Annotated in this window: 20 protein-coding genes and 1 pseudogene; 16 read left to right on the top strand and 5 right to left on the bottom strand. The window is 43.7% G+C overall.

Annotated elements, in window-relative coordinates:
• The 7 genes from QUA00_RS32595 to QUA00_RS32565 all read left to right on the top strand — a co-directional run.
• The coding region (locus tag QUA00_RS32595) for a hypothetical protein (RefSeq protein ID WP_333412561.1) at positions 1-481 on the top strand (481 nt) is incomplete at its 5' end.
• A gap of 352 nt (positions 482-833) precedes the next feature.
• Positions 834-1,997 carry a NarL family transcriptional regulator gene (locus QUA00_RS32590; protein WP_333146970.1) on the top strand — a complete coding sequence of 388 codons (1,164 nt, stop codon included), beginning with the start codon at positions 834-836 and terminating at the stop codon, positions 1,995-1,997.
• A gap of 34 nt (positions 1,998-2,031) precedes the next feature.
• Complete coding sequence (locus tag QUA00_RS32585; RefSeq protein ID WP_333412559.1) at positions 2,032-2,844, top strand: MFS transporter; 813 nt, start codon at positions 2,032-2,034, stop codon at positions 2,842-2,844.
• Between the two features lie 32 nt (positions 2,845-2,876).
• Positions 2,877-3,464: a hypothetical protein gene (locus QUA00_RS32580; RefSeq protein WP_333146974.1), complete on the top strand. Its 588-nt coding sequence runs from the start codon at positions 2,877-2,879 to the stop codon at positions 3,462-3,464.
• A 58-nt stretch (positions 3,465-3,522) separates the two neighbouring features.
• On the top strand, positions 3,523-4,707 hold the full coding sequence (locus QUA00_RS32575; protein ID WP_333412557.1) for a 2-isopropylmalate synthase: 1,185 nt from the start codon (positions 3,523-3,525) through the stop codon (positions 4,705-4,707).
• The gene (gene leuB, locus QUA00_RS32570) at positions 4,700-5,737 is read left to right on the top strand and encodes a 3-isopropylmalate dehydrogenase (RefSeq protein WP_333145960.1); all 1,038 of its coding nucleotides are present in this window, start codon (positions 4,700-4,702) and stop codon (positions 5,735-5,737) included. The genes QUA00_RS32575 and leuB overlap by 8 nt, the downstream gene beginning before the upstream one ends.
• A gap of 29 nt (positions 5,738-5,766) precedes the next feature.
• Entirely contained in the window at positions 5,767-7,488 is a 1,722-nt protein-coding gene (locus tag QUA00_RS32565) for an aconitase/3-isopropylmalate dehydratase large subunit family protein (RefSeq protein WP_333412555.1), read from the top strand.
• Positions 7,489-7,646: 158 nt separating this feature from the next.
• Here the strand turns inward: QUA00_RS32565 and QUA00_RS32560 are convergent, their stop codons facing one another.
• Both QUA00_RS32560 and QUA00_RS32555 read right to left on the bottom strand, forming a co-directional pair.
• The gene (locus QUA00_RS32560; protein WP_333412553.1) at positions 7,647-8,156 is read right to left on the bottom strand and encodes a hypothetical protein; all 510 of its coding nucleotides are present in this window, start codon (positions 8,154-8,156) and stop codon (positions 7,647-7,649) included.
• 4 nt (positions 8,157-8,160) lie between these two features.
• Positions 8,161-8,340, bottom strand: coding sequence for a transposase (locus QUA00_RS32555; RefSeq protein WP_333412563.1), 180 nt, complete (start codon positions 8,338-8,340; stop codon positions 8,161-8,163).
• 1,187 nt (positions 8,341-9,527) lie between these two features.
• Here QUA00_RS32555 and QUA00_RS32550 point away from each other — a divergent pair.
• From QUA00_RS32550 to QUA00_RS32535, 4 genes and pseudogenes are all read left to right on the top strand, one after another.
• Positions 9,528-9,676, top strand: a pseudogene (locus QUA00_RS32550) (IS630 family transposase); the annotation flags it as partial.
• A gap of 112 nt (positions 9,677-9,788) precedes the next feature.
• On the top strand, positions 9,789-10,397 hold the full coding sequence (locus QUA00_RS32545; RefSeq protein ID WP_333412551.1) for a hypothetical protein: 609 nt from the start codon (positions 9,789-9,791) through the stop codon (positions 10,395-10,397).
• Positions 10,381-11,691 carry an IS701 family transposase gene (locus QUA00_RS32540; RefSeq protein ID WP_333412549.1) on the top strand — a complete coding sequence of 437 codons (1,311 nt, stop codon included), beginning with the start codon at positions 10,381-10,383 and terminating at the stop codon, positions 11,689-11,691. The genes QUA00_RS32545 and QUA00_RS32540 overlap by 17 nt, the downstream gene beginning before the upstream one ends.
• Positions 11,692-11,711: 20 nt before the next feature.
• Entirely contained in the window at positions 11,712-12,197 is a 486-nt protein-coding gene (locus QUA00_RS32535; RefSeq protein ID WP_333412547.1) for a DUF6753 family protein, read from the top strand.
• A 422-nt stretch (positions 12,198-12,619) separates the two neighbouring features.
• Here QUA00_RS32535 and QUA00_RS32530 read toward each other — a convergent pair whose 3' ends face one another.
• A complete protein-coding gene (locus tag QUA00_RS32530) occupies positions 12,620-13,078 on the bottom strand; it encodes a hypothetical protein (protein ID WP_333412545.1) in 459 nt (152 codons plus the stop codon).
• 61 nt (positions 13,079-13,139) lie between these two features.
• Here QUA00_RS32530 and QUA00_RS32525 point away from each other — a divergent pair, with 61 nt between their 5' ends.
• Together QUA00_RS32525 and QUA00_RS32520 are read left to right on the top strand one after the other, a co-directional pair.
• Positions 13,140-13,475: a nucleotidyltransferase domain-containing protein gene (locus tag QUA00_RS32525; RefSeq protein WP_015179744.1), complete on the top strand. Its 336-nt coding sequence runs from the start codon at positions 13,140-13,142 to the stop codon at positions 13,473-13,475.
• Positions 13,472-13,867 (top strand): HEPN domain-containing protein, encoded by a 396-nt coding sequence (locus QUA00_RS32520; RefSeq protein ID WP_015179743.1) that lies wholly within the window; start codon positions 13,472-13,474, stop codon positions 13,865-13,867. Before QUA00_RS32525 ends, QUA00_RS32520 begins: the two co-directional genes overlap by 4 nt.
• A gap of 559 nt (positions 13,868-14,426) precedes the next feature.
• Here QUA00_RS32520 and QUA00_RS32515 read toward each other — a convergent pair.
• Positions 14,427-15,515 (bottom strand): hypothetical protein, encoded by a 1,089-nt coding sequence (locus tag QUA00_RS32515; RefSeq protein ID WP_333103605.1) that lies wholly within the window; start codon positions 15,513-15,515, stop codon positions 14,427-14,429.
• Positions 15,516-15,686: 171 nt separating this feature from the next.
• On the opposite strand from QUA00_RS32515, the gene QUA00_RS32510 reads away from it, so the two are divergent.
• Positions 15,687-15,962, top strand: coding sequence for a hypothetical protein (locus QUA00_RS32510; RefSeq protein WP_015179741.1), 276 nt, complete (start codon positions 15,687-15,689; stop codon positions 15,960-15,962).
• 39 nt (positions 15,963-16,001) lie between these two features.
• A complete protein-coding gene (locus QUA00_RS32505; protein ID WP_333412543.1) occupies positions 16,002-16,622 on the top strand; it encodes a Uma2 family endonuclease in 621 nt (206 codons plus the stop codon).
• A 242-nt stretch (positions 16,623-16,864) separates the two neighbouring features.
• Here the strand turns inward: QUA00_RS32505 and QUA00_RS32500 are convergent, their stop codons facing one another.
• Positions 16,865-17,386: a hypothetical protein gene (locus QUA00_RS32500; protein ID WP_333412542.1), complete on the bottom strand. Its 522-nt coding sequence runs from the start codon at positions 17,384-17,386 to the stop codon at positions 16,865-16,867.
• Between the two features lie 308 nt (positions 17,387-17,694).
• Here QUA00_RS32500 and QUA00_RS32495 point away from each other — a divergent pair, with 308 nt between their 5' ends.
• Positions 17,695-17,829: a hypothetical protein gene (locus tag QUA00_RS32495; protein WP_333412540.1), complete on the top strand. Its 135-nt coding sequence runs from the start codon at positions 17,695-17,697 to the stop codon at positions 17,827-17,829.
• Positions 17,830-18,078 lie beyond the last annotated feature (249 nt).

Genomic DNA, 18,078 nt, shown 5'->3' with positions numbered 1-18,078 from the left:
GGAAATCTATGACGCTACCTTAATCATTGGGGCTACCAACGTCCCAGACATTCTCGACATCGATCGGCTGAAACCGGGTACTTTAATTGTTGATGATTCTGGCCCACACTGTTTTTCCCCTGAACAGGCGATTAAGCGCTTTGAGAAACACAAAGATATTCTCTTTACCGAAGGTGGAGCACTTCACGCACCTGACCCGATAGAAACGGTCATCTACCTACCCGAATCAATGAAGAAAAACATGGATGAAGATTCATTGTCAGACGAGTTCAAGCCTACCAATCCCCTGAACATTATGGGGTGCGTTATGTCCAGTCTCCTCTCTTCCCGTTTTGACAATATCAAGCCCACTGTAGGATTGCCAAATCTGGAAACTTGCGTGCAGCACTATCAAGGTTTAGAACGGTTAGGTTTTCAGGCAGCCGACTTACATTGTGAAGGCTATGTGTTGCAAATCGAGTCGAACCAACCGTCTGCCTAGCACGAATTAGCGATTATGCGTAGTCTTAAGAATTTCCGACCCTTTACAGGTGGAATGGGTGTTTTTCTTGTAGTCTGGTTTGAACAACTAATATCCTTGATTGGGTCGGGTCTAACGAGCTTTGCATTGGGAGTTTGGGTTGACAAACGTACAAGTTTAGTCACTGAATTCTCTCTGATTTTGCTATTTGCCATGCTACCGAATATCCGGCCTCCTCCAATAGCAAAGGCATTGGTTGACCGTGGGAACCGACTCTGGTGCATGATTCTGTCTGACTCCGATGCGGGGGTCACTACGGTGGCGATGTGGAATGTAAAGAATGTCATTTTTATAAAGGTCTAAAGGTCAAAAAATGGAAAACTTATCGCAACTGAAACTCAACGCAAGTCTATTCTCTAATCAGCCACTTCCAGTTGTTAACAGCTACAACGAATGGGACCCTCTCAAAGAAGTCATTGTCGGTCACGTTGAGGGCGCAGCCGTTCCCCACTTGGAGCCAGCACTCCTAACCAACTCTTACCCCAACAACTTGGGTTTTTTTCAAAAGTATGCGGGTCAACCCTTCCCTCAAGAACTTGTAGAAATAGCTGCTAAAGAATTAAACGAGTTTTGCCATATTTTAGAAGCTTTTGGTGTCACCGTTCGCCGTCCCGATCTGATCGACTTTTCCCAGACCTATAAAACTCTAGATTTTGAAGCTTCCGGTTTCTATGCTGCTATGCCCCGCGATGTTCTCATCGTAGTTGGCAATGAAATTATTGAAGCACCAATGGCGTGGCGATCGCGCTTTTTTGAATATCGCGCTTACCGTTCTTTAATACTCGAATATTTCCGACAGGGGGCTAAGTGGACAACGGCTCCAAAACCTTCTATGTCGGACGAATTCTATGATTTTGAATTTGCCCAAAAACCTGTCGAAGAACGTTACACTCTCACAGAACAAGGACACTTTGTTATCCGAGATACTGAACCTAGTTTCGATGCGGCTGATATTGTCCGTTTTGGACGAGATTTATTTGTTCAACGCAGCCACGTTACTAACAACATAGGGATTACCTGGCTCAAACGGCATCTAGGCGACACATTCCGGGTTCATGTGGTCAATTTCCCCGACTTCAATCCCATGCACATTGATGCTTCCCTTGTCCCTCTCCGCCCCGGATTAGCCTTAATTAATCCTGCCAGACCTTGCATAGAAAAAGAGCTTTTCAAAAAAGCAGGGTGGGATTTAGTCAAGGCGGCTCCATCTACCCTTCCTGACAATTGGCCTATGTATATGTGCAGTAGTTGGGTGTGCATGAATATTTTAAGCTTAGATCCCGAAACAGTTGTTGTGGAAAAGCAGGAAGAACCGATGCAGAAACTTTTAAAGGATTTAGGCTTCAAAGTGATTCCCGTTGATTTTCGCCACGTTTACACCTTCGGTGGCTCATTCCATTGTGTGACTTGTGATGTGCGACGCGAGGGTAAACTTGAAGAATACGGATTTTCTGACCCTCTGGAAGAAGATTGCTAAACTCCGGCAGGGAGGGGTAATGAAGCTATAGCTTATGTATCCCAATAGTTCTAGCTTTTGCACTCCTTGCAATAGGGTGCGTTCTATTGGGGCTTTTTCTTCTTGTTTTAACCACCTCGAAGCTACTGTAGGATTAGTTTTAGCAATTATGCGTAGTCTTAAGAATCTCCGAATCATTAAGGATGAAATAGGTGTTTTTCTGATAGTCTGGTTCGGACAACTGATATCCCTGATCGGATCGAGTCTGACGAGCTTTGCTCTGGGAGTGTGGGTGTATCAGCGTACAGGTTCAGTGACCCAATTCTCTCTGATTTTGCTATCGGCTATGCTGCCGAGTATCCTGATTTCCCCGGTAGCGGGTGCCTTAGTTGACCGATGGAACCGACGCTGGTGCATGATTCTGTCAGATTCCGGCGCCGGGATAACTACGGTGGCGATGGCTCTATTACTCGCTACCGGAAACCTTGAAATTTGGCACATCTACCTCGCCGTCAGCCTCAGTTCTGTCTGCAAAGCGTTTCAGTTGCCAGCTTACACTGCTTCGACCTCTTTATTAGTACCGAAGGAACACTTGCCGCGTGCTAGCGGTATGGTTCAATCAGGAGAAGCGTGCGCCCAGCTAATTTCACCGCTGCTAGCAGGATTCTTGCTGGGAATCGTTCAACTTGAAGGTGTCATTTTAATTGACTTTGCCACCTTCCTGTTTGCCCTCACCACCCTATTGTTCGTTCGCTTTCCTGACGCTAAAACTGCTGCTGTTCCCGTTGATGGAAAAGCGTCTCTCTGGCGCGAGGCAGTGGAAGGCTGTACTTATATTTTTGTTCGCCCCGGACTTTTTAGCTACTAATTATATTCGCCCTCAATAACTTTGTTCTAGGAATGATTGAAGTTTTATTCACGCCATTGGTACTTTCCTTTACTTCTGTCACCGTTCTCGGAACTATTCAATCCATCGGCGGTGCGGGGATGCTGCTGGGTAGTGTAGTTATGAGTATTTGGGGAGGTCCCAGAACTTTAATTCGTGGCGTATTTGGTTTTGCCTTTCTCAGTCAACTGTGCATTTTAGCATTGGGATTACGCGCCGATATCGCCCTTTTTGCTCTGGCTTTCTTCTTGTTTTTCTTCAGCTTGCCTTTCATCAATGGCTGGTGCGATGCCATCTTGCTCCGAAAAGTGGCTCCCGATATTCAAGGCCGAGTCTTTGCCACAATTAATATGATTTGTTTCTCGTGCATCCCGCTCGCCTATGTTGTGGCTGGCCCTCTAGCCGAACGAATCTTTGAACCTCTAATGGCGACTGATGGTTTATTAGCTGGAAGTATCGGTCAAATCATTGGCGTGGGGCCGGGCCGCGGTATTGGCCTGCTATTTATTACGATGGAAATTATAGCTATAGGGGTGACAGTTGCAGTTTACCGATATCCGCGCTTGCGGTTTATGGAATCTGAACTGTCCGATGCTATTTAGCGCGGCTTAAAAAGCTGAATTGAGAACAGTAAAAACCCTATTCTTTGGGAGATATCTTATGCCAACACTTCCCTTAATCGTGTCTGACGAAACCCTCCGAGATGGTGAACAACAAGCTGGGCTTTTCTTTCCTTATGAAACTAAAAAAACTTTAGCCAAACTCATCAGCCAAACCGGAGTTCATCAAATAGACATAATGCCAGCCGTTCACGAAACCGAAGAACATTTACTAAAAACATTAGTGGCAGAAGGTAATAGGAGCATTATGATGGCTGCCACAATGGTAGGCAAACAATTTATCGACCAGGCTATTGCCTGCGGAGTAGAACGAATAATCCTCTTCTATGCCGTTTCAGATCGTCTTTTACTTTCAAGAGATGCAGAAGTCCGCAATTTAACAGCGCTACCAGAGAAAACAGAGGATGACAATCTCCCTAAAGCTCTTGTCTGCCGCGTCCGTCAGAACATGATTAATAAAGTTTTGGAAAATCTGCGCTATGCTACGAGTGCAGAAGTCGGTTTAAAAGTAGAGTTTGCTGCCGAAGATGCCAGCCGGGCTGATTTTAACTTTTTAGTTCAGTGCATTCGCGAATTTCAACCCTACATCGAACACTTTGTCCTCTGCGACACAATGGGCATCCTCACTCCAGAGAAAACTTATGTATGGGTTCGCGACCTTCTAGAATTGGTCAACAATGCAGTTTTAGGAGTGCATTTTCACAATGACTTAGGCATGGCTCTCGAAAATACCCTCCAAGCTGTCATCGCGGGAGCTTCAATGATTTCAGGCACATTCCGAGGCATTGGCGAACGGGCGGGTAATATCCCACTAGAGCAAGTCTTAAATGGACTTAGATTGCGCTTTGGGATAGAAGTAGAGGGCATTAATTATGAAGCCCTCTCCCAAGTCACAGACTACCTCGATTCACTAGGAGTTCGTCCTGCTTCCCCTTACTCCCAAGCTGCCCTTCGTCACGAAAGCGGCATTCACGTTAACGGCTTCTTACGCGACCCAGATAGCTACCATATTTTTCCTCACGCCGCGCCAGAAATTTGGTTTGGCAAATGCAGTGGTTCTAGCAATTTTCAGTACCTGTTTGAGAAGCAACTCAATAAACCGCTTACTCCTGAAGATTACAACCGAATGCGAGATAAAATCAAATCCCTTTCCATTCAAGAGCAGCGGTGCTTTTCCCCAGAAGAAGTCGTCGAGTTATTCGAGGGAGGATTTTTCAATGACTGAGCCGTATCGCGTCGTAGCTCTCCCTGGCGAAGGAATCGGGCCAGAAGTGGTAGACGCTTCCTTAAAAGTTCTCCTGCATTTAGCAAAACTAGAAGGGTTTTCTTTAGTTATAGACTATGCCTTAATTGGACAACCTGCCTTCAATGAATTTGGAAAATTCTTCCCCGACCAAACCGCCCAACTATGCGAAGGTGCTGATGGAATTTTATTCGGAGCCGTCACGAAAGGCGGGATTCTCGAACTTCGCCAACACTTCGACTTTTTTATCAATTTTCGCCCCGTGCGTCCCTTTGAAACTTTATTGGATAAATCCAGCCTTCAGTCGCACAAGATTCAAGGAGCCGATATATTATTTGTTCGAGAGTTAGTAAGCGGAATTTATTTTGGACCATCAGGACGAACAGAAGACGACAGTGGCTATTATGGCTTTCATACAATGAAATACTACGACTGGCAAATCCGCCGCATCGCTAAAGTAGCTCTAGGCAAAGCTAAAGAGCGCCGAGGTTTGCTTACCGTAGCCCATAAAGAAAATGCTCTGCCACAAATCCCTTGGAGCCGTTTAGTGCAGGAGGAAGCCGAACATTTCCCTGATGTTAGAGTAGAACCCATGCTAGTGGATAACTTAGCCATGCAACTCGTGCGGGAGCCTAAGCGATTTGATGTGATTCTAGCAGGAAATCTATTTGGGGATATCCTCAGCGATATCGGAGGAGCATTAGTAGGTTCCATCGGGTTATTACCCTCTGCCAGTCTGAACGAGCGCGGGTTCGGTCTTTATGAAGCCATACACGGCACAGCACCAGATATTGCCGGGAAGGGTATTGCCAATCCTCTAGGAACGATGGGGGCAGTTGTTTTAATGCTTCAGCAGTGGGGGGAAACCCATGCGGCTATCAAGCTAATTCAAGCCATCGAAAAAGTTTTAGCCCTGGGCTACCGCACGGCAGACTTAGCCCCCCAAGGTCAAGAAATCTTAGTCAACGCGGAAACTTTAACCGAGTTGATAGTCCAACAACTCGGTAGTTAACTTTGATAAACAAGCAGTAGGGAGAACTTATGACAACCGAACCGAAAGTGTTGATTTTTGGAGATGATATCAATACAGACGATATTATTCCGGCAAAACGGTGTACTACTGCCGACCCAGAGTATTTAAAGCAGTATGCTTTTGAACATCTGATTGGTGAAGGAAACCTTGTAGGCTATGAAGAAATCGAAGCCGGACGCAATTTCGGCTGCGGTTCTAGCCGAGAAAATGCACCTATTGCCATAAAAGCTGCTGGCATAAAAAAAATACGCGCCCTCTCTTTTGCCGAAATATTTTACCGAAATAGTATCAATATTGGTCTGACATTAGAAATTTACTCCCAGCCTAATAATAATCCTGTCGTCGAAGCTATTGTGAGGGCAGGCGGCTTAATTCCCTTTAACCAAAAGCGGCAGAAAGGTGAAATTTCTGTTCCCCAGAGTTCAACTTATGCTAGGGCGATGACTCTGACAGAAAAACTTTTGGCACGGGCGTCTGGCAATGCTTACGTTCAGCCGGGAGAGATGGTTTTTGCTAAAGTCGATTTAGCCATGTCTCACGATGCTGTAGCCGCACCTGTTGCTGATGTCTTTTACCAGAATTTTGGAGAAGAAGCAAAACTTTGGGATGCCACCCGCGTTGTTTTAGTAGCCGATCACTTTATTCAAGTCAACGACGTGCGAGTAGACCCTAAAGCCACTTCATTATACTCAGAAATGGTGCAGTTTGCCCGCTCGCAAGGCTGCCATTTGTTCGATATGGTTTCCCCAGGAGAAGCTGCTGGCATTTGTCACGTTCTGCTCCCAGAAAAGGGCTTCATTCATCCAGGTACAATTGTAGCCGGGACAGACTCCCACACTTGCACTTACGGAGCCTTTGGATGTTTTTCCACTGGAGTGGGAACAACGGATATGGCGAATATTTTTGCGATGGGGGATATGTGGGTGCGGGTTCCTCCTACCCTACTTTTTAGACTTGAAGGAACTTTGCCCAAATATATTGCTGCAAAAGACATCATCCTATTTATTCTGAGCAAAATTGGCTGTGACGGCGCTGCGGGAAAAGTCATGGAATTCCGAGGCAGTATTATCGACCAGATGCCAATGGAAGAACGCATGACACTCTCGAACATGGCGATTGAGTGCGGTGCAATGTGCGGGGTAATTGCTCCTGATGAAACAACTCGCCAATATCTGCAAAACTGCGGTCAAGATTTATTTGAGGACGTTGGTAGCGACTCCGAGGCATCTTATGAACAAATCTATGAGTTTGATTTGAGCGATTTAGAACCGCAGGTCGCTCGTCCCCCCAAACCAGACCAAGTAATTGGTATTAGCAAGTTAGGAGAAATTCCTATTACCAAAGCTTTTATTGGTTCTTGCACCGGGGGAAAACTTTTCGACCTCGCTCAAGCTGCTGAGGTGCTTGAAGGTCGCCGTATAGCTCCGGGTGTGAGCCTTTTTATCGTACCCGCTTCTTTTGAGGTGCGCCAAAAGGCTGAGAATTTAGGGTATATGCAAATATTTGAAGCGGCGGGAGCCACCATTCTCAAATCAGGCTGTGGCGCTTGTATTAATGCCGGACTTGGGATACTCACTCAAGAAGAGACAGGGGTTTATGCGACCAACCGCAATTTCAAAGGGCGAAGCGGCGATCCAACGGCGAAGAACTATTTAGCTTCTCCCCGCGTGGTAGCTATTTCGGCAGTTGAGGGAAAAATTAGCGATCGCCTTAGCGATGCAAGCGAATGAGGCTCTTTAGGGTTTGATGCTATATTTAGCAGGTAAGGCATAAAAGCTTCTGTCCTTTTTGTACAGCGCTTTCGCGCCTGGGAAAAGCAGTGCAGTTTCGATGCTATTTCCCAGGGGGCGATCGCCTCTGAAAAACTGCTGGGGGGTGACAAAGAGGTCTACGAGATAGACTGTATAAGGGTTGCGGCCCGCATACCTTGTTGATAAAAGCTGCGTTTATTGGGAGTTAACTTCATTAACTGTTCTACCTCGTCAGAATATTGTTCGAGATAATTGACCCACTTTTCTCCATCTAAACCAACACCAAATGTACTCCGTCTTCGATATCTTTTTTTAGGTTCTTTGCGACGAGATACATATTTGTGTACCTGCTTTTTTTTCAGTTCAGTGCCTTGAAATATTGCCCAAGTGTACGCAAGTGTCATGAGCAAAATCATGTTAATAAGTCGGTCTCCTTTTAAGCTGGTTCCTTCAAGATCGTAGCCTCCTGTTTTACAGTCTCGGAACATTTCTTCAATACCCATCCGCTGCTTATAAGCATTGATAGCTGCCGGCAATGACCCTAAATCTGTGAGTATAAACCACGCTTCATCAACCTTCCATCCCCCGTAGTTCCTTTTCCACTTACAAGCAAGATCAAATCCGATCGCAGGTCGAGTTTTCCTCACTCTTTTACCTTGAAAATATAAAGAGGTTTAAGAGTACTATTCCTAATTCATCTAACCGTTGCCAAACTAAATGTTCCGTTTCGACACAATGATTCTTTTTCAGTCTTAAACAAAAAGATACACCCTTTTCCCTCAGCCAGTTTCTTAAATCTACAGAACAAAATTCACGGTCTCCTAAAACGATGACTTTATATTCTGAAAATAATGGTAAAACTTGCTGTAAATTGGTTGGAGAGTGACTCGAAGTTACTGTTTCCCAATTTTGGCAACAATGACCAGTATAATGGAATTGCTCTTCGCTCCCAGATCAGGCTAACCATAAATAGATTAATGCGCCCCCATTGACTGCGGTCGATTGCAATTGATAAAGTTTGACCAACACGGCAATAAGTAATCAACCAATAAGTAATTAATGGGAACCAAATTAGTGAGATAGTTAAGTGAGGCAAATCGAGAAACCTTTGTAGTTTTCTACGCCGACTTTCTGTTGTAATTGGATAGGGAAATACCCGCGAGAGCCGTTCTAATCTCACTTGTTTTTATGATTGTATCAAAGGTAGCAAGATTCCAATCAGTTTAAATTGAGCTGAACTTAGTTGTTTTTTTAAATGAATGAGGTAGAATGTTGGTATCATTATTTTTGAGATAGGCAAGCGTGTAATAATTATGCTGCCTATCTTTTTTGAGCAGCGGATTGGCTCAATCCTTACAAAGGTATGGGTTTCAGGCTGGTTGTTACCCCTCCAGATTTTACTCAAAATGAGGCAGGAAAAACTCATCTTTAACTCTGGTTGAATAATCAATCACTCCCCATCGCCAAAAAGCGATCAATTATTCAGCAAGCCCTAATTATATTTCTGCATAAAGGGGTATTGACAAAATCTACTCCTTTCTAACTTGTTACCAATGACGAGGCACTGCAAGATTGTAAACCAATACGGTTCAGTTAAGGAAAATTTTAGCGAAAATGTTGGGCGGAGTGAAACGGAGGGTTCGTTCCTCAAATCAACCTACGCACGATAGGTTTTTTTAGCACTAACTGAACTGAACCTTATTGCAGGAACTTCTCTTTTTTTTAGTTGGTTAACTTTGGAGATTCTCGATCAAATTATACCGGAAAGAGTTCAGAGAAACAACCCAAGAGTTGTCAAAAAGCCTGTTTCAAAATTTCGGTCTAAACAAGTTAAACACAGAGGTAAGCTGTTCTGCATTTAAACTACACAGTCAAAATTTGATAAAGTTCTTGTGGGGTGGGCGTCTCGCCCGCACAAAAAATGCAATTTAGATGTAGAACAGCTTACTGGAATCATAGTGAATCCTCCTGTATTTATTGTTTTAAGCACTGCATAGCCCTTAACTGAACCGTATTGGGTTTTAGTAGTGGATGGAGCTGGATGGCTTTTGAGTGAAAGCGTGAAAATCCCCAAGGGGATACATTTATATTGTCTGCCTTCACATTCACCCGAACTGCAACAGCCGTGAAAGACTGTGGCCTGCAGACAAATGAACCGATAGCTAATCCTGGGCGGGTGAGGACCCGCCCCAAACCCATAGTTAGTAAGGATTGAGCCAACTTGTGGTAAAAAAAGATAGGCAGCAGAGTTGTTACACGCTTGCCTATCCAAAAAAATAATGATACCAAGATTCTACCAGACTCATTTACAAAAACACCTGACGCCATCTCAGTTTTTGGTGATGACAATTTTGCTATCCTTGATGCAATCAGAAAAACAAGTGAGATTAGAGCGGCTCTCCCGAGTATTTCCCTGTCTAATTGCAGCCGAAAGTCGGCGACGTAAATTACAAATATTTTTAGATTTACCTCACTTAACAATCGAATTAATTTGGTTGCCATTAATTACTTATTGGTTGACCACTTATTGCCGTGTTGGTACTCGCTTATCAAGATCAATCGACCGCAGTCAATGGGGCTATATTAATCTGTTCATGGTTAGCTTAATCTGGGAGCGAAGAGCAATTCCATTATACTGGTCATTGTTGCCAAAATTGGGCAGCAGCAACTTCGAGGAACAAACTACAAATCTACAGCCTGTTTTACCATTGTTTTCAGAATATAAAGTCATCGTTTTAGGAGACCGTGAATTTTGTTCGGTAGATTTAGGAAACTGGCTGAAGGCAAAGGGTGTGTCTTTTTGCTTAACCCTCTTTTGTCACTCTCGTGGTAGTATAAGCAGTGACACACCCCAAAAGCATTGCCAGTCCTATGGTAGAGCCTCGTAAACCAGTACCCACAGTCAAATTTATAGATGAATACTGTCAAATTTATCAAAACATATTTCCAGAAGTTAGGAGCTTTGAAGCTTTTAAGTACTTACATGTCGGTATGATATCAGACATAAAACGCAAAACACTACCATCAATAGCGAAAGTTATAGGGCTAGATAATCATCAAGCATTACACCATTTTTTAACACAATCACCTTGGGAGGTAAAAGAATTAAGTCAGCAACGATTAGAATTAATATTATATGTACTTCAAGGGCGCCCAATAGTACTAATAATTGATGAAACCGGGGATAAAAAAAAGGGGGATGCGACTGATTATGTAAAACGACAGTACATTGGAAATTTAGGTAAAACAGATAATGGTATCGTTGCAGTTACAGCGTATGGTGTTTTATCTGGCCTGACTTTTCCTCTATTATTTGAAGTTTATAAACCGAGAGAAAGACTGCAACCAGGAGATGAATATCTAACCAAACCTGAAATTGCCGCAAAAATGATCAAACAATTGCGTGCGATGGGATTTAAATTTAATCTTGTCCTAGCAGATAGTTTATACGGAGAGAGTAGTAAAAATTTTATTCAAATACTAGAAGAATTGAATCTAAATTTTATTGTTGCAATTCGCTCTAACCACAAAGCATGGGGAGTTACAGACACCAAAGTCAAATATTCAAAGTGGCAAAGATTCAAACGTGTCTTCTCAGATTTAAGCTCGGAAGACAGATATATAAGAGAGATTATTTGTGGTGATAATCCGGAAATTAAGTATTGGCAAATCACAACTGATAAAGAGGAGCTTCCCAAAAACACTACTTGGTATGTAATGAGTAAATTTCCCAACATTACACCCAGAGAAGTAGGTAATTTTTATGGTTTAAGAACTTGGGTAGAATATGGTTTGAAGCAAAGTAAAAACGAATTAGGATGGGCAGATTTTCGCTTAACTAATTATTCACAAATACAAAAATGGTGGGAAATTATTTTTAGCGCTTATTTGATGGTTAGTCTCCACTCTGAACAACTGCTAAAATTACCACCACAATCTGAATCTAATTTTTCATCACATCCAGGGTGGGATCGAGGAAAGGGGTGGAAGAATATTCTTAACAACCTCCGTTTAATAATTCAACCATTTGTACTATTTAACTTTATTAAACCTTGGCTTCAAGTTTTTACTGTTCCTAAGTTATCCGAGGGCTTTTTTAAACTTCAAATGCTTGTCAATAATTTAAGTCGTTCAATTTTTCCAAACCTCAATATCCCTTATTTCCAGTTTTCCTCTGCGTAGAGTGACAAAAGAGGGTTAAGGTGCAACATCGCCACATTTCTAACTCAGTTTACACCCTAGTGCGACAAGCAGCTTTAGAGAAAGTTGCTCACGATATTTGGTCGGTGATTTTTGGGAGCGGGGTGGTGTTAGGGGCAATGGCGATCGGCGCTTTTATCGGGTTAGCTGTGCCCCGGTTCATTCCACCGCCTGAACTCGACCCAAAAGGGCCACGCCAGCTCACTTTAGAACAAGCCGTAGCGCTCGAATGGGGGCTGAGCAAAGAGGGTCAGTTTGCCCGCAAAAACGCAGATACAATTCAGTGGGCAACCCGCAATGAAGGGAAATATGCTCGCCAATTTATGAGCTGGAATCAAGCTTTGTTGAGCGAGAAAGGTGGCAAAAAACTGTGTGAAACTGAGATAAATCGATTGGGGGTGACGCTGACAGTAGAGGGTAAACCTGCACAAAAAGGATTTTGTACTTTGTGGATTCGCTCCCCTCAAGAACGAAAGTTTGTTCCTTGATGGCAAATACTAAAATCGAGAATGGGATGTAAATAAGTTAGCTTACCAGGAGAAATCTATGATGGCAAATTTGAACAATCAGCCGTTATCTGACCCAAATCCGAAGCAAGTGCAGTCGCAAATCTCGGGTGTTTTAGTTGCACTAAACGATCCATTCGATGAGATGGTTTGGGACTACTGTTTGAGTCAAACATACCCAATATCGGAACAGATTAAGATTGTACTGAGTGCTTTCTGGGGACCGTTTGCTGCCAAAAATGCTAGCAAGTCTCCTGAGCGAGTGCGAGCAATAGCTTGTTATTCACTGCAACAATTAGCAGCTCAACAAAAATTGATTGACTCAGTGTTTGAACTGTCAAGTGAATCAACTAAAATTTCCGAAGTTATTGCTGTTCCCAAAAGGAAAAATAGTTGTGAGGCACTCAATCAAGCTTGTGTTTGTTCTCAATCAGTTCTAAATACTGCAATTCGGTGGGAGTAAGAGCCGTTGTTCTTTCTAACAAGTTCAGAATTTCGACTTCAAACGGATCTAGATTTCCTAATTTGTGAAGTCGGTCAGTGCGATCGCAAATTTCTTGAAGTCCGGGTTGATTGTCTAGCGGTACAGCAGTGAGAGCCGAGTGCTTGAAGGTGTATGACTGCATAGTAACGGTGGGGATGTGTCGCATCCACACAGTGGCCGTTTTCTCGCCCACTGACTGAATGCGGCCTAACCTGCCGTTAACATCTTCGCGATCTGGCGCGTACACTTCTACTAACGAACCAATTTTGAGCGTTAGGTGGTGAGCGATGGCCGGTTGCTTTTCAGGTTTTACCGAACGACATTGCCCCTGTAAAGTTTTGGCAACTTGAGCCGGACGACTACGGGCATCATTTGCCACTATAATTGGTATATTGCCAACATCTTAGCTAAAAACATCATCGATTGGCTTATAAACAACTATGCCAACTTCAACGATCAATGTTCAACTCAAAGAAATTATTGCCCAAATCCGCCAGGGATTAGAAAATCTTTATGGCGAACAGTTAATCCGAATCATTCTCTATGGTTCCCAAGCCAGAGGCGATGCTAGACCGGACTCCGATATTGATATATTAATCCTTCTCAAACAACCCTTCAATTACTCCCAAGAAAGCGAGCGTATTTCTGTTTTGATTGCCGATATATGCTTAGAACATACCGTCGTGATTAGCTGTATGTTTGCCACACTTCAGAAGTACCAAGAGTATGAAAGCGGTTTCTTTCGCAATATCCGTCGCGAAGGAGTCCCAATATGAACCCAGAGCAACAAAGGTTACTTGATAAAGCTGATAGAACTTTGCAGGCTGCACGGGTTTTATGTGAGCAAGGCTTTTTTGATTCTGCCGCTTCCCGCGCTTATTATGTGATGTTTTACATAGTCACTGCATTTTTAGAGTCAGAGAAATTATCTTATTCTCGCCACTCCGCTGTCATCGCCGGTTTCGGTCAAAAATTTGCTCGTTCGGGCCGCGTTCCGGTGCAGTTCCATCGTTACCTAATAGATGCCCAAAAAACTCGATTAGAAGCTGACTATAACGCTGATATACAAATCTCACAAACAGACGCAGTGCAAACAATAGATCGGGCAGAAGAAATGCTCAACTTTGCTTTGGCAAATATTGATTCTATTCCTCCATCCTCTCCTTGATTGAGTAGATAGCCTGCTTTCCACTCCTGCACCCGCCAACTAAAGAAACCGGGTTTTTCAGCAGATTCAACACTGCGATTCAGTATTTTCGTAAAAAACCCGGTTTCTGGGCCTCCCTCTTTGAGTCCTATATATTAAGTTTTATTATAAAAACTCCGATTTTGCGTAAAAATACCCCGCGAAATCCCAATACACAATAGAAGGCTTTCACCTTCGGAGCAAATTCACTCCCCAAAAACTATGACAGCCACAACTATGCCGATCGCCAGATCGCCCCTTACAGCCACCGTCTAGCCACCGCAACCGACGCAAAGGATCTCGCCCCCCTCTGGCAAGCATTCGCTGCTGAACGCAAAGGATCTCGCCCCCTCAATGCTAGTCAAACCTAACTTTGACTTTGAAAAATACGTCATCAATTAAATCAAAAAACCCCTTTCTTTCTGCTGGTTATTAGAACACAGCGACAGCATCATCGGTTGTCTATTTATCTACTATTACGACGACGAAGCCCCGCCTGCAAATCTCCCCGAATATTTGATTCAGCAACACCATGAGGCACTCAATCAAGCTTGTGTCTGTTCTCAATCAGTTCTAAATACTGCAATTCGGTGGGAGTAAGAACCGTTGCTCTTTCTAACAAGTTCAGGATTTCTACTTCAAACGGATCTAGATTGCCTAATTGGTGAAGTCGGCCAGTGCGATCGCAAATTTCTTGAAGTCCGGGTTGATTTTCGAGCGGCCGGGCGGTGAGAGCTGAGTGTTTGAAGGTATGCAAATTCATGGCAAGAGTAGGGATGTGCCGCATCCACACGGTAGCCGTTTTCTCGCCCACTGACTGAATGCGCCCCAACCGACCGTTAACGTCCTGGCGATCGGGCGCGTACACTTCTACTAAGGAACCAATTTTGAGCGTCAGGTGATGAGCGATGGTAAGTTCACCTTCAAGCTTTACTTTTTGGTCGCGCCCCTGTAAAGTTTTGGCAACCTTAGCCGGACGGCTGCGAGCATCAATCGCCAAAGCGATGACCTGCTTCTTGGTCATCCCCGCAGAGCGATTCAGTATTTTCCACTTCATATCCTCTCCTCCAATAGAACTCAGGGTGTCTACTGCTTTAGCAAACTGAGCGTCTCTGCGAATTGTTTTTGGGGATGCCTTGAACTGTGCCCCCAACTTTGTCTCTGTTTTCAAGTGGTCATTTTGACCACTTGATTTTCTGTCTCCGCCGCGGGACTGTTTGGTGAGTTCGTACCAAGTGCCGCGCAAATAGCTGACTGACTCAGACGTGAGATTGCGGCGGCCCAGTTGATTGAGGAGCATCCAAACTTTGACGGTGTTAGGGCTGTCGAAAGACATCTCTACAGTTTGGTAGGGGATGCCGTGCGCCGTACAAATAGCATAGCGGTTGTGACCGTCGATGAGAATTTTTTCCTCAGCCCAAACCACCAAAGGGTCCCGACACCCTTTCTCTTGAATGCTGGCTTCTAAGGTAGCAAACTCGCTCGCACTCAAAGGAGGGATGAGCGTTTGGAAATCTGGGTCAATCCGCAGGGAGTCTGCAACAGTGTGGTGGTGCTTTCGGGTTGAGCCTCGCAAAACTACTAAAGGTTGACGCTGCTCGCTGCCCGGTGTCTCCTGAGTTGGGTGCATTTCCTAGTGCCTCCTGAGATAAGTCAACCCCTGACTTGCCAGCCCCAAAGCTAGACACCAGATTGAAGAAGTTGACTCGTATAGGTTGATTCCATATTACCTATAGTACCACGGAAATTTGCTCGTAATGTGGGATAATAAAGAAAAAAGTCGAAAGGATAATGTTGCAAAATGCCCCCAAGCAAAGGAACGCAGCTCCACCCCAACTCTCTAGCTAATTTAAAGTTAGGCGGAGGCGAACCTCGATATGAGGAGCCAAAAAAGCAAAGGAACATTCAGGTAACATCTGCGGGGTGGGAAGGTTTTCGCGCTATTGCTAGAGAGCGCGGATTGAGTTTGAGCGAGTTGATCGAACAGATTGGCAGGCGCAAGATTACTTTGACTGACGCCGAGGAACAAAGTCGCAAACAACCCACAGCCAATCTTTCAGGTATGGCGAGGCTTTGAATAAAGACGTACATTGCCGTCGGATGAGGAATAAACACAATGGTTCAATCACCTCCAAAACTTATAACTGTTGATGAATTTATTACAAACTACGGCGACAGCGATTGCTACGAACTGATTGATGGTGAATTAACCGAAATGGAACCAACAGGGCCGCACGAACAAGTATCCGGTTTTCTGGGACGAAAACTGAATGTAGAAATTGACCACCTGGATCTACCCTACCTTATCCCCCCTCGCTGTCTCATCAAACTATTAGGAACAGCAACAGCCTTTCGCCCCGATGTGCTTGTATTAGACCAAACTCGACTAATTAATGAACCTTTGTGGCAACAAGAACCTGTAATTACATCAGGTTCCTCAATTAAACTGATTGCTGAAGTTGTTAGTACCAACTGGCAGAACGATTACGCCCGCAAAGTTGAAGATTACGCCCTGCTTGGAGTACCTGAGTATTGGATTGTTGACTATTTGGGCATTGGTGGCAGAGAATATATTGGCAAACCCAAACAGCCGACAGTTACAATTTGTACGCTGCGAGAAGACGAGTATCAAAAACAGTTGTTTCAAAATGACGATCGGCTTATTTCCTCAATCTTTCCCGGCTTGCAATTAACAGCGCAACAAATCTTCGCTGCCGGCAGATATGCTGCTATGTAGCTTATATCTAGGTAACGTCGGTAGGATGGAGGAAATTCGTGCGATCACAATTGAACGGGGATTGAGTCTCAACGAGTTGAGCGAACAGATTGGCAAGGGTCGGATTCCCCTTGGCGCTGAAGAAAGTAACTAATAGCTTGGTCAGGAAAAGGAGGGTGCATTCAAAAAAACTTTCTATCAAATCGTTACCATAAGTTGTTTTGAAATAAAAGACTAATTGGCTTGTTGATTCCCCGATCGTGCTAACTAACTCTCAAAATTTGCTCAATTAGGGAGACAACTTGCTGCGGTCGATGCTCAAAGTGCTTCTTGATTTGAAATTTTAACGAATCTGCTGGCACATCTTTTTTGTTGAGTTTCAGGCGAATATGCTCACTTCGTGGGACAGTGGAATTGAGCGCTCGAATAACGGTGCGGCATTGTCGAAGAGTCAGGCTATCGACTTGAATGAAGGGTAGATTTAATGTGTCGGTATCGAGTTCAATATTAGAAGCAAATTCGGGTTTAACTTGTAGTGAAGAGGTGAGGCGCTGTTCTTCTGTGGGTTCTTGAGTTGCTGCACATTCGGCAACAGCAGGAAAGGAAGCAATTTCATTGAGAAGAGGCACAAAATCTGGGGCAAGTTCTGCTGAGAATTTTTCAGAAGGATTCATCCGCTTCGATGCTAACAGCGTAGCGATATAGTGAACAATTAAGCCACCATAACCAAAAATTACCACAGTTTCAATTGTGAGGCTGAGAAAATGCTGAATATGTTCGTACATGATTATAATTTATTTGCAATTGGAACATTTCTCAAACGCGCTCGCGTTTAATATCAAAGCTTTTTAACAAAAACAGTTAATTAATTTATTGCAAAACGGTTTTACGCTGACTTATTGAGTAACCTACATTCTCGGATAAAACCTATTAACTATTATATCAATACTCCGGACAGTTTTTAAAGAGGAATGCGATCGCAATAAAATAGAGAAGTGAAAAAAGTGAGTGCAATCTGAACCCAAAATAAACAGAAAAAAAGGCACTCTTTTAGGTTAAGCTATAAAAACACACAAGCTCAACAGATTGCCTTATGAAGATTATTGAATCCATCTTACAACAAATGCCGGGGATTAGTCAACCCCAAAAGAAGTTTTTAATCACTTTATTTTCAACTATTTTGCTGGCCGTTTGGCTTGGTCAACTTCACGAAGCTCAGTCGTTATAGCTGTTTGAGTGAAAAAACCTACCGTCGTCACTTTCTCAAAACCTTTAACTTTCCACAATTTAATCAATTTTTTCTCAAAGAAGCCTTAAATCATGAACACACAATTATTGCTGTTATTGATTGTTCTTTTTTAAGAAAAAGCGGCAAAAAAACTGACGGTAAGGCTTATTTTGGTAGTCCCCTGAAGGAAAGGATCGAGAGAATAAAACTGAATTCAAAGAAAAGTAGGCATTTAGAGTTGTAAACTAG

Source organism: Microcoleus sp. T2B6 (assembly GCF_036700475.1).
Taxonomy (GTDB): Bacteria; Cyanobacteriota; Cyanobacteriia; order Cyanobacteriales; family Microcoleaceae; genus Microcoleus.
This window is presented reverse-complemented; position numbering and strand designations above follow the sequence as displayed.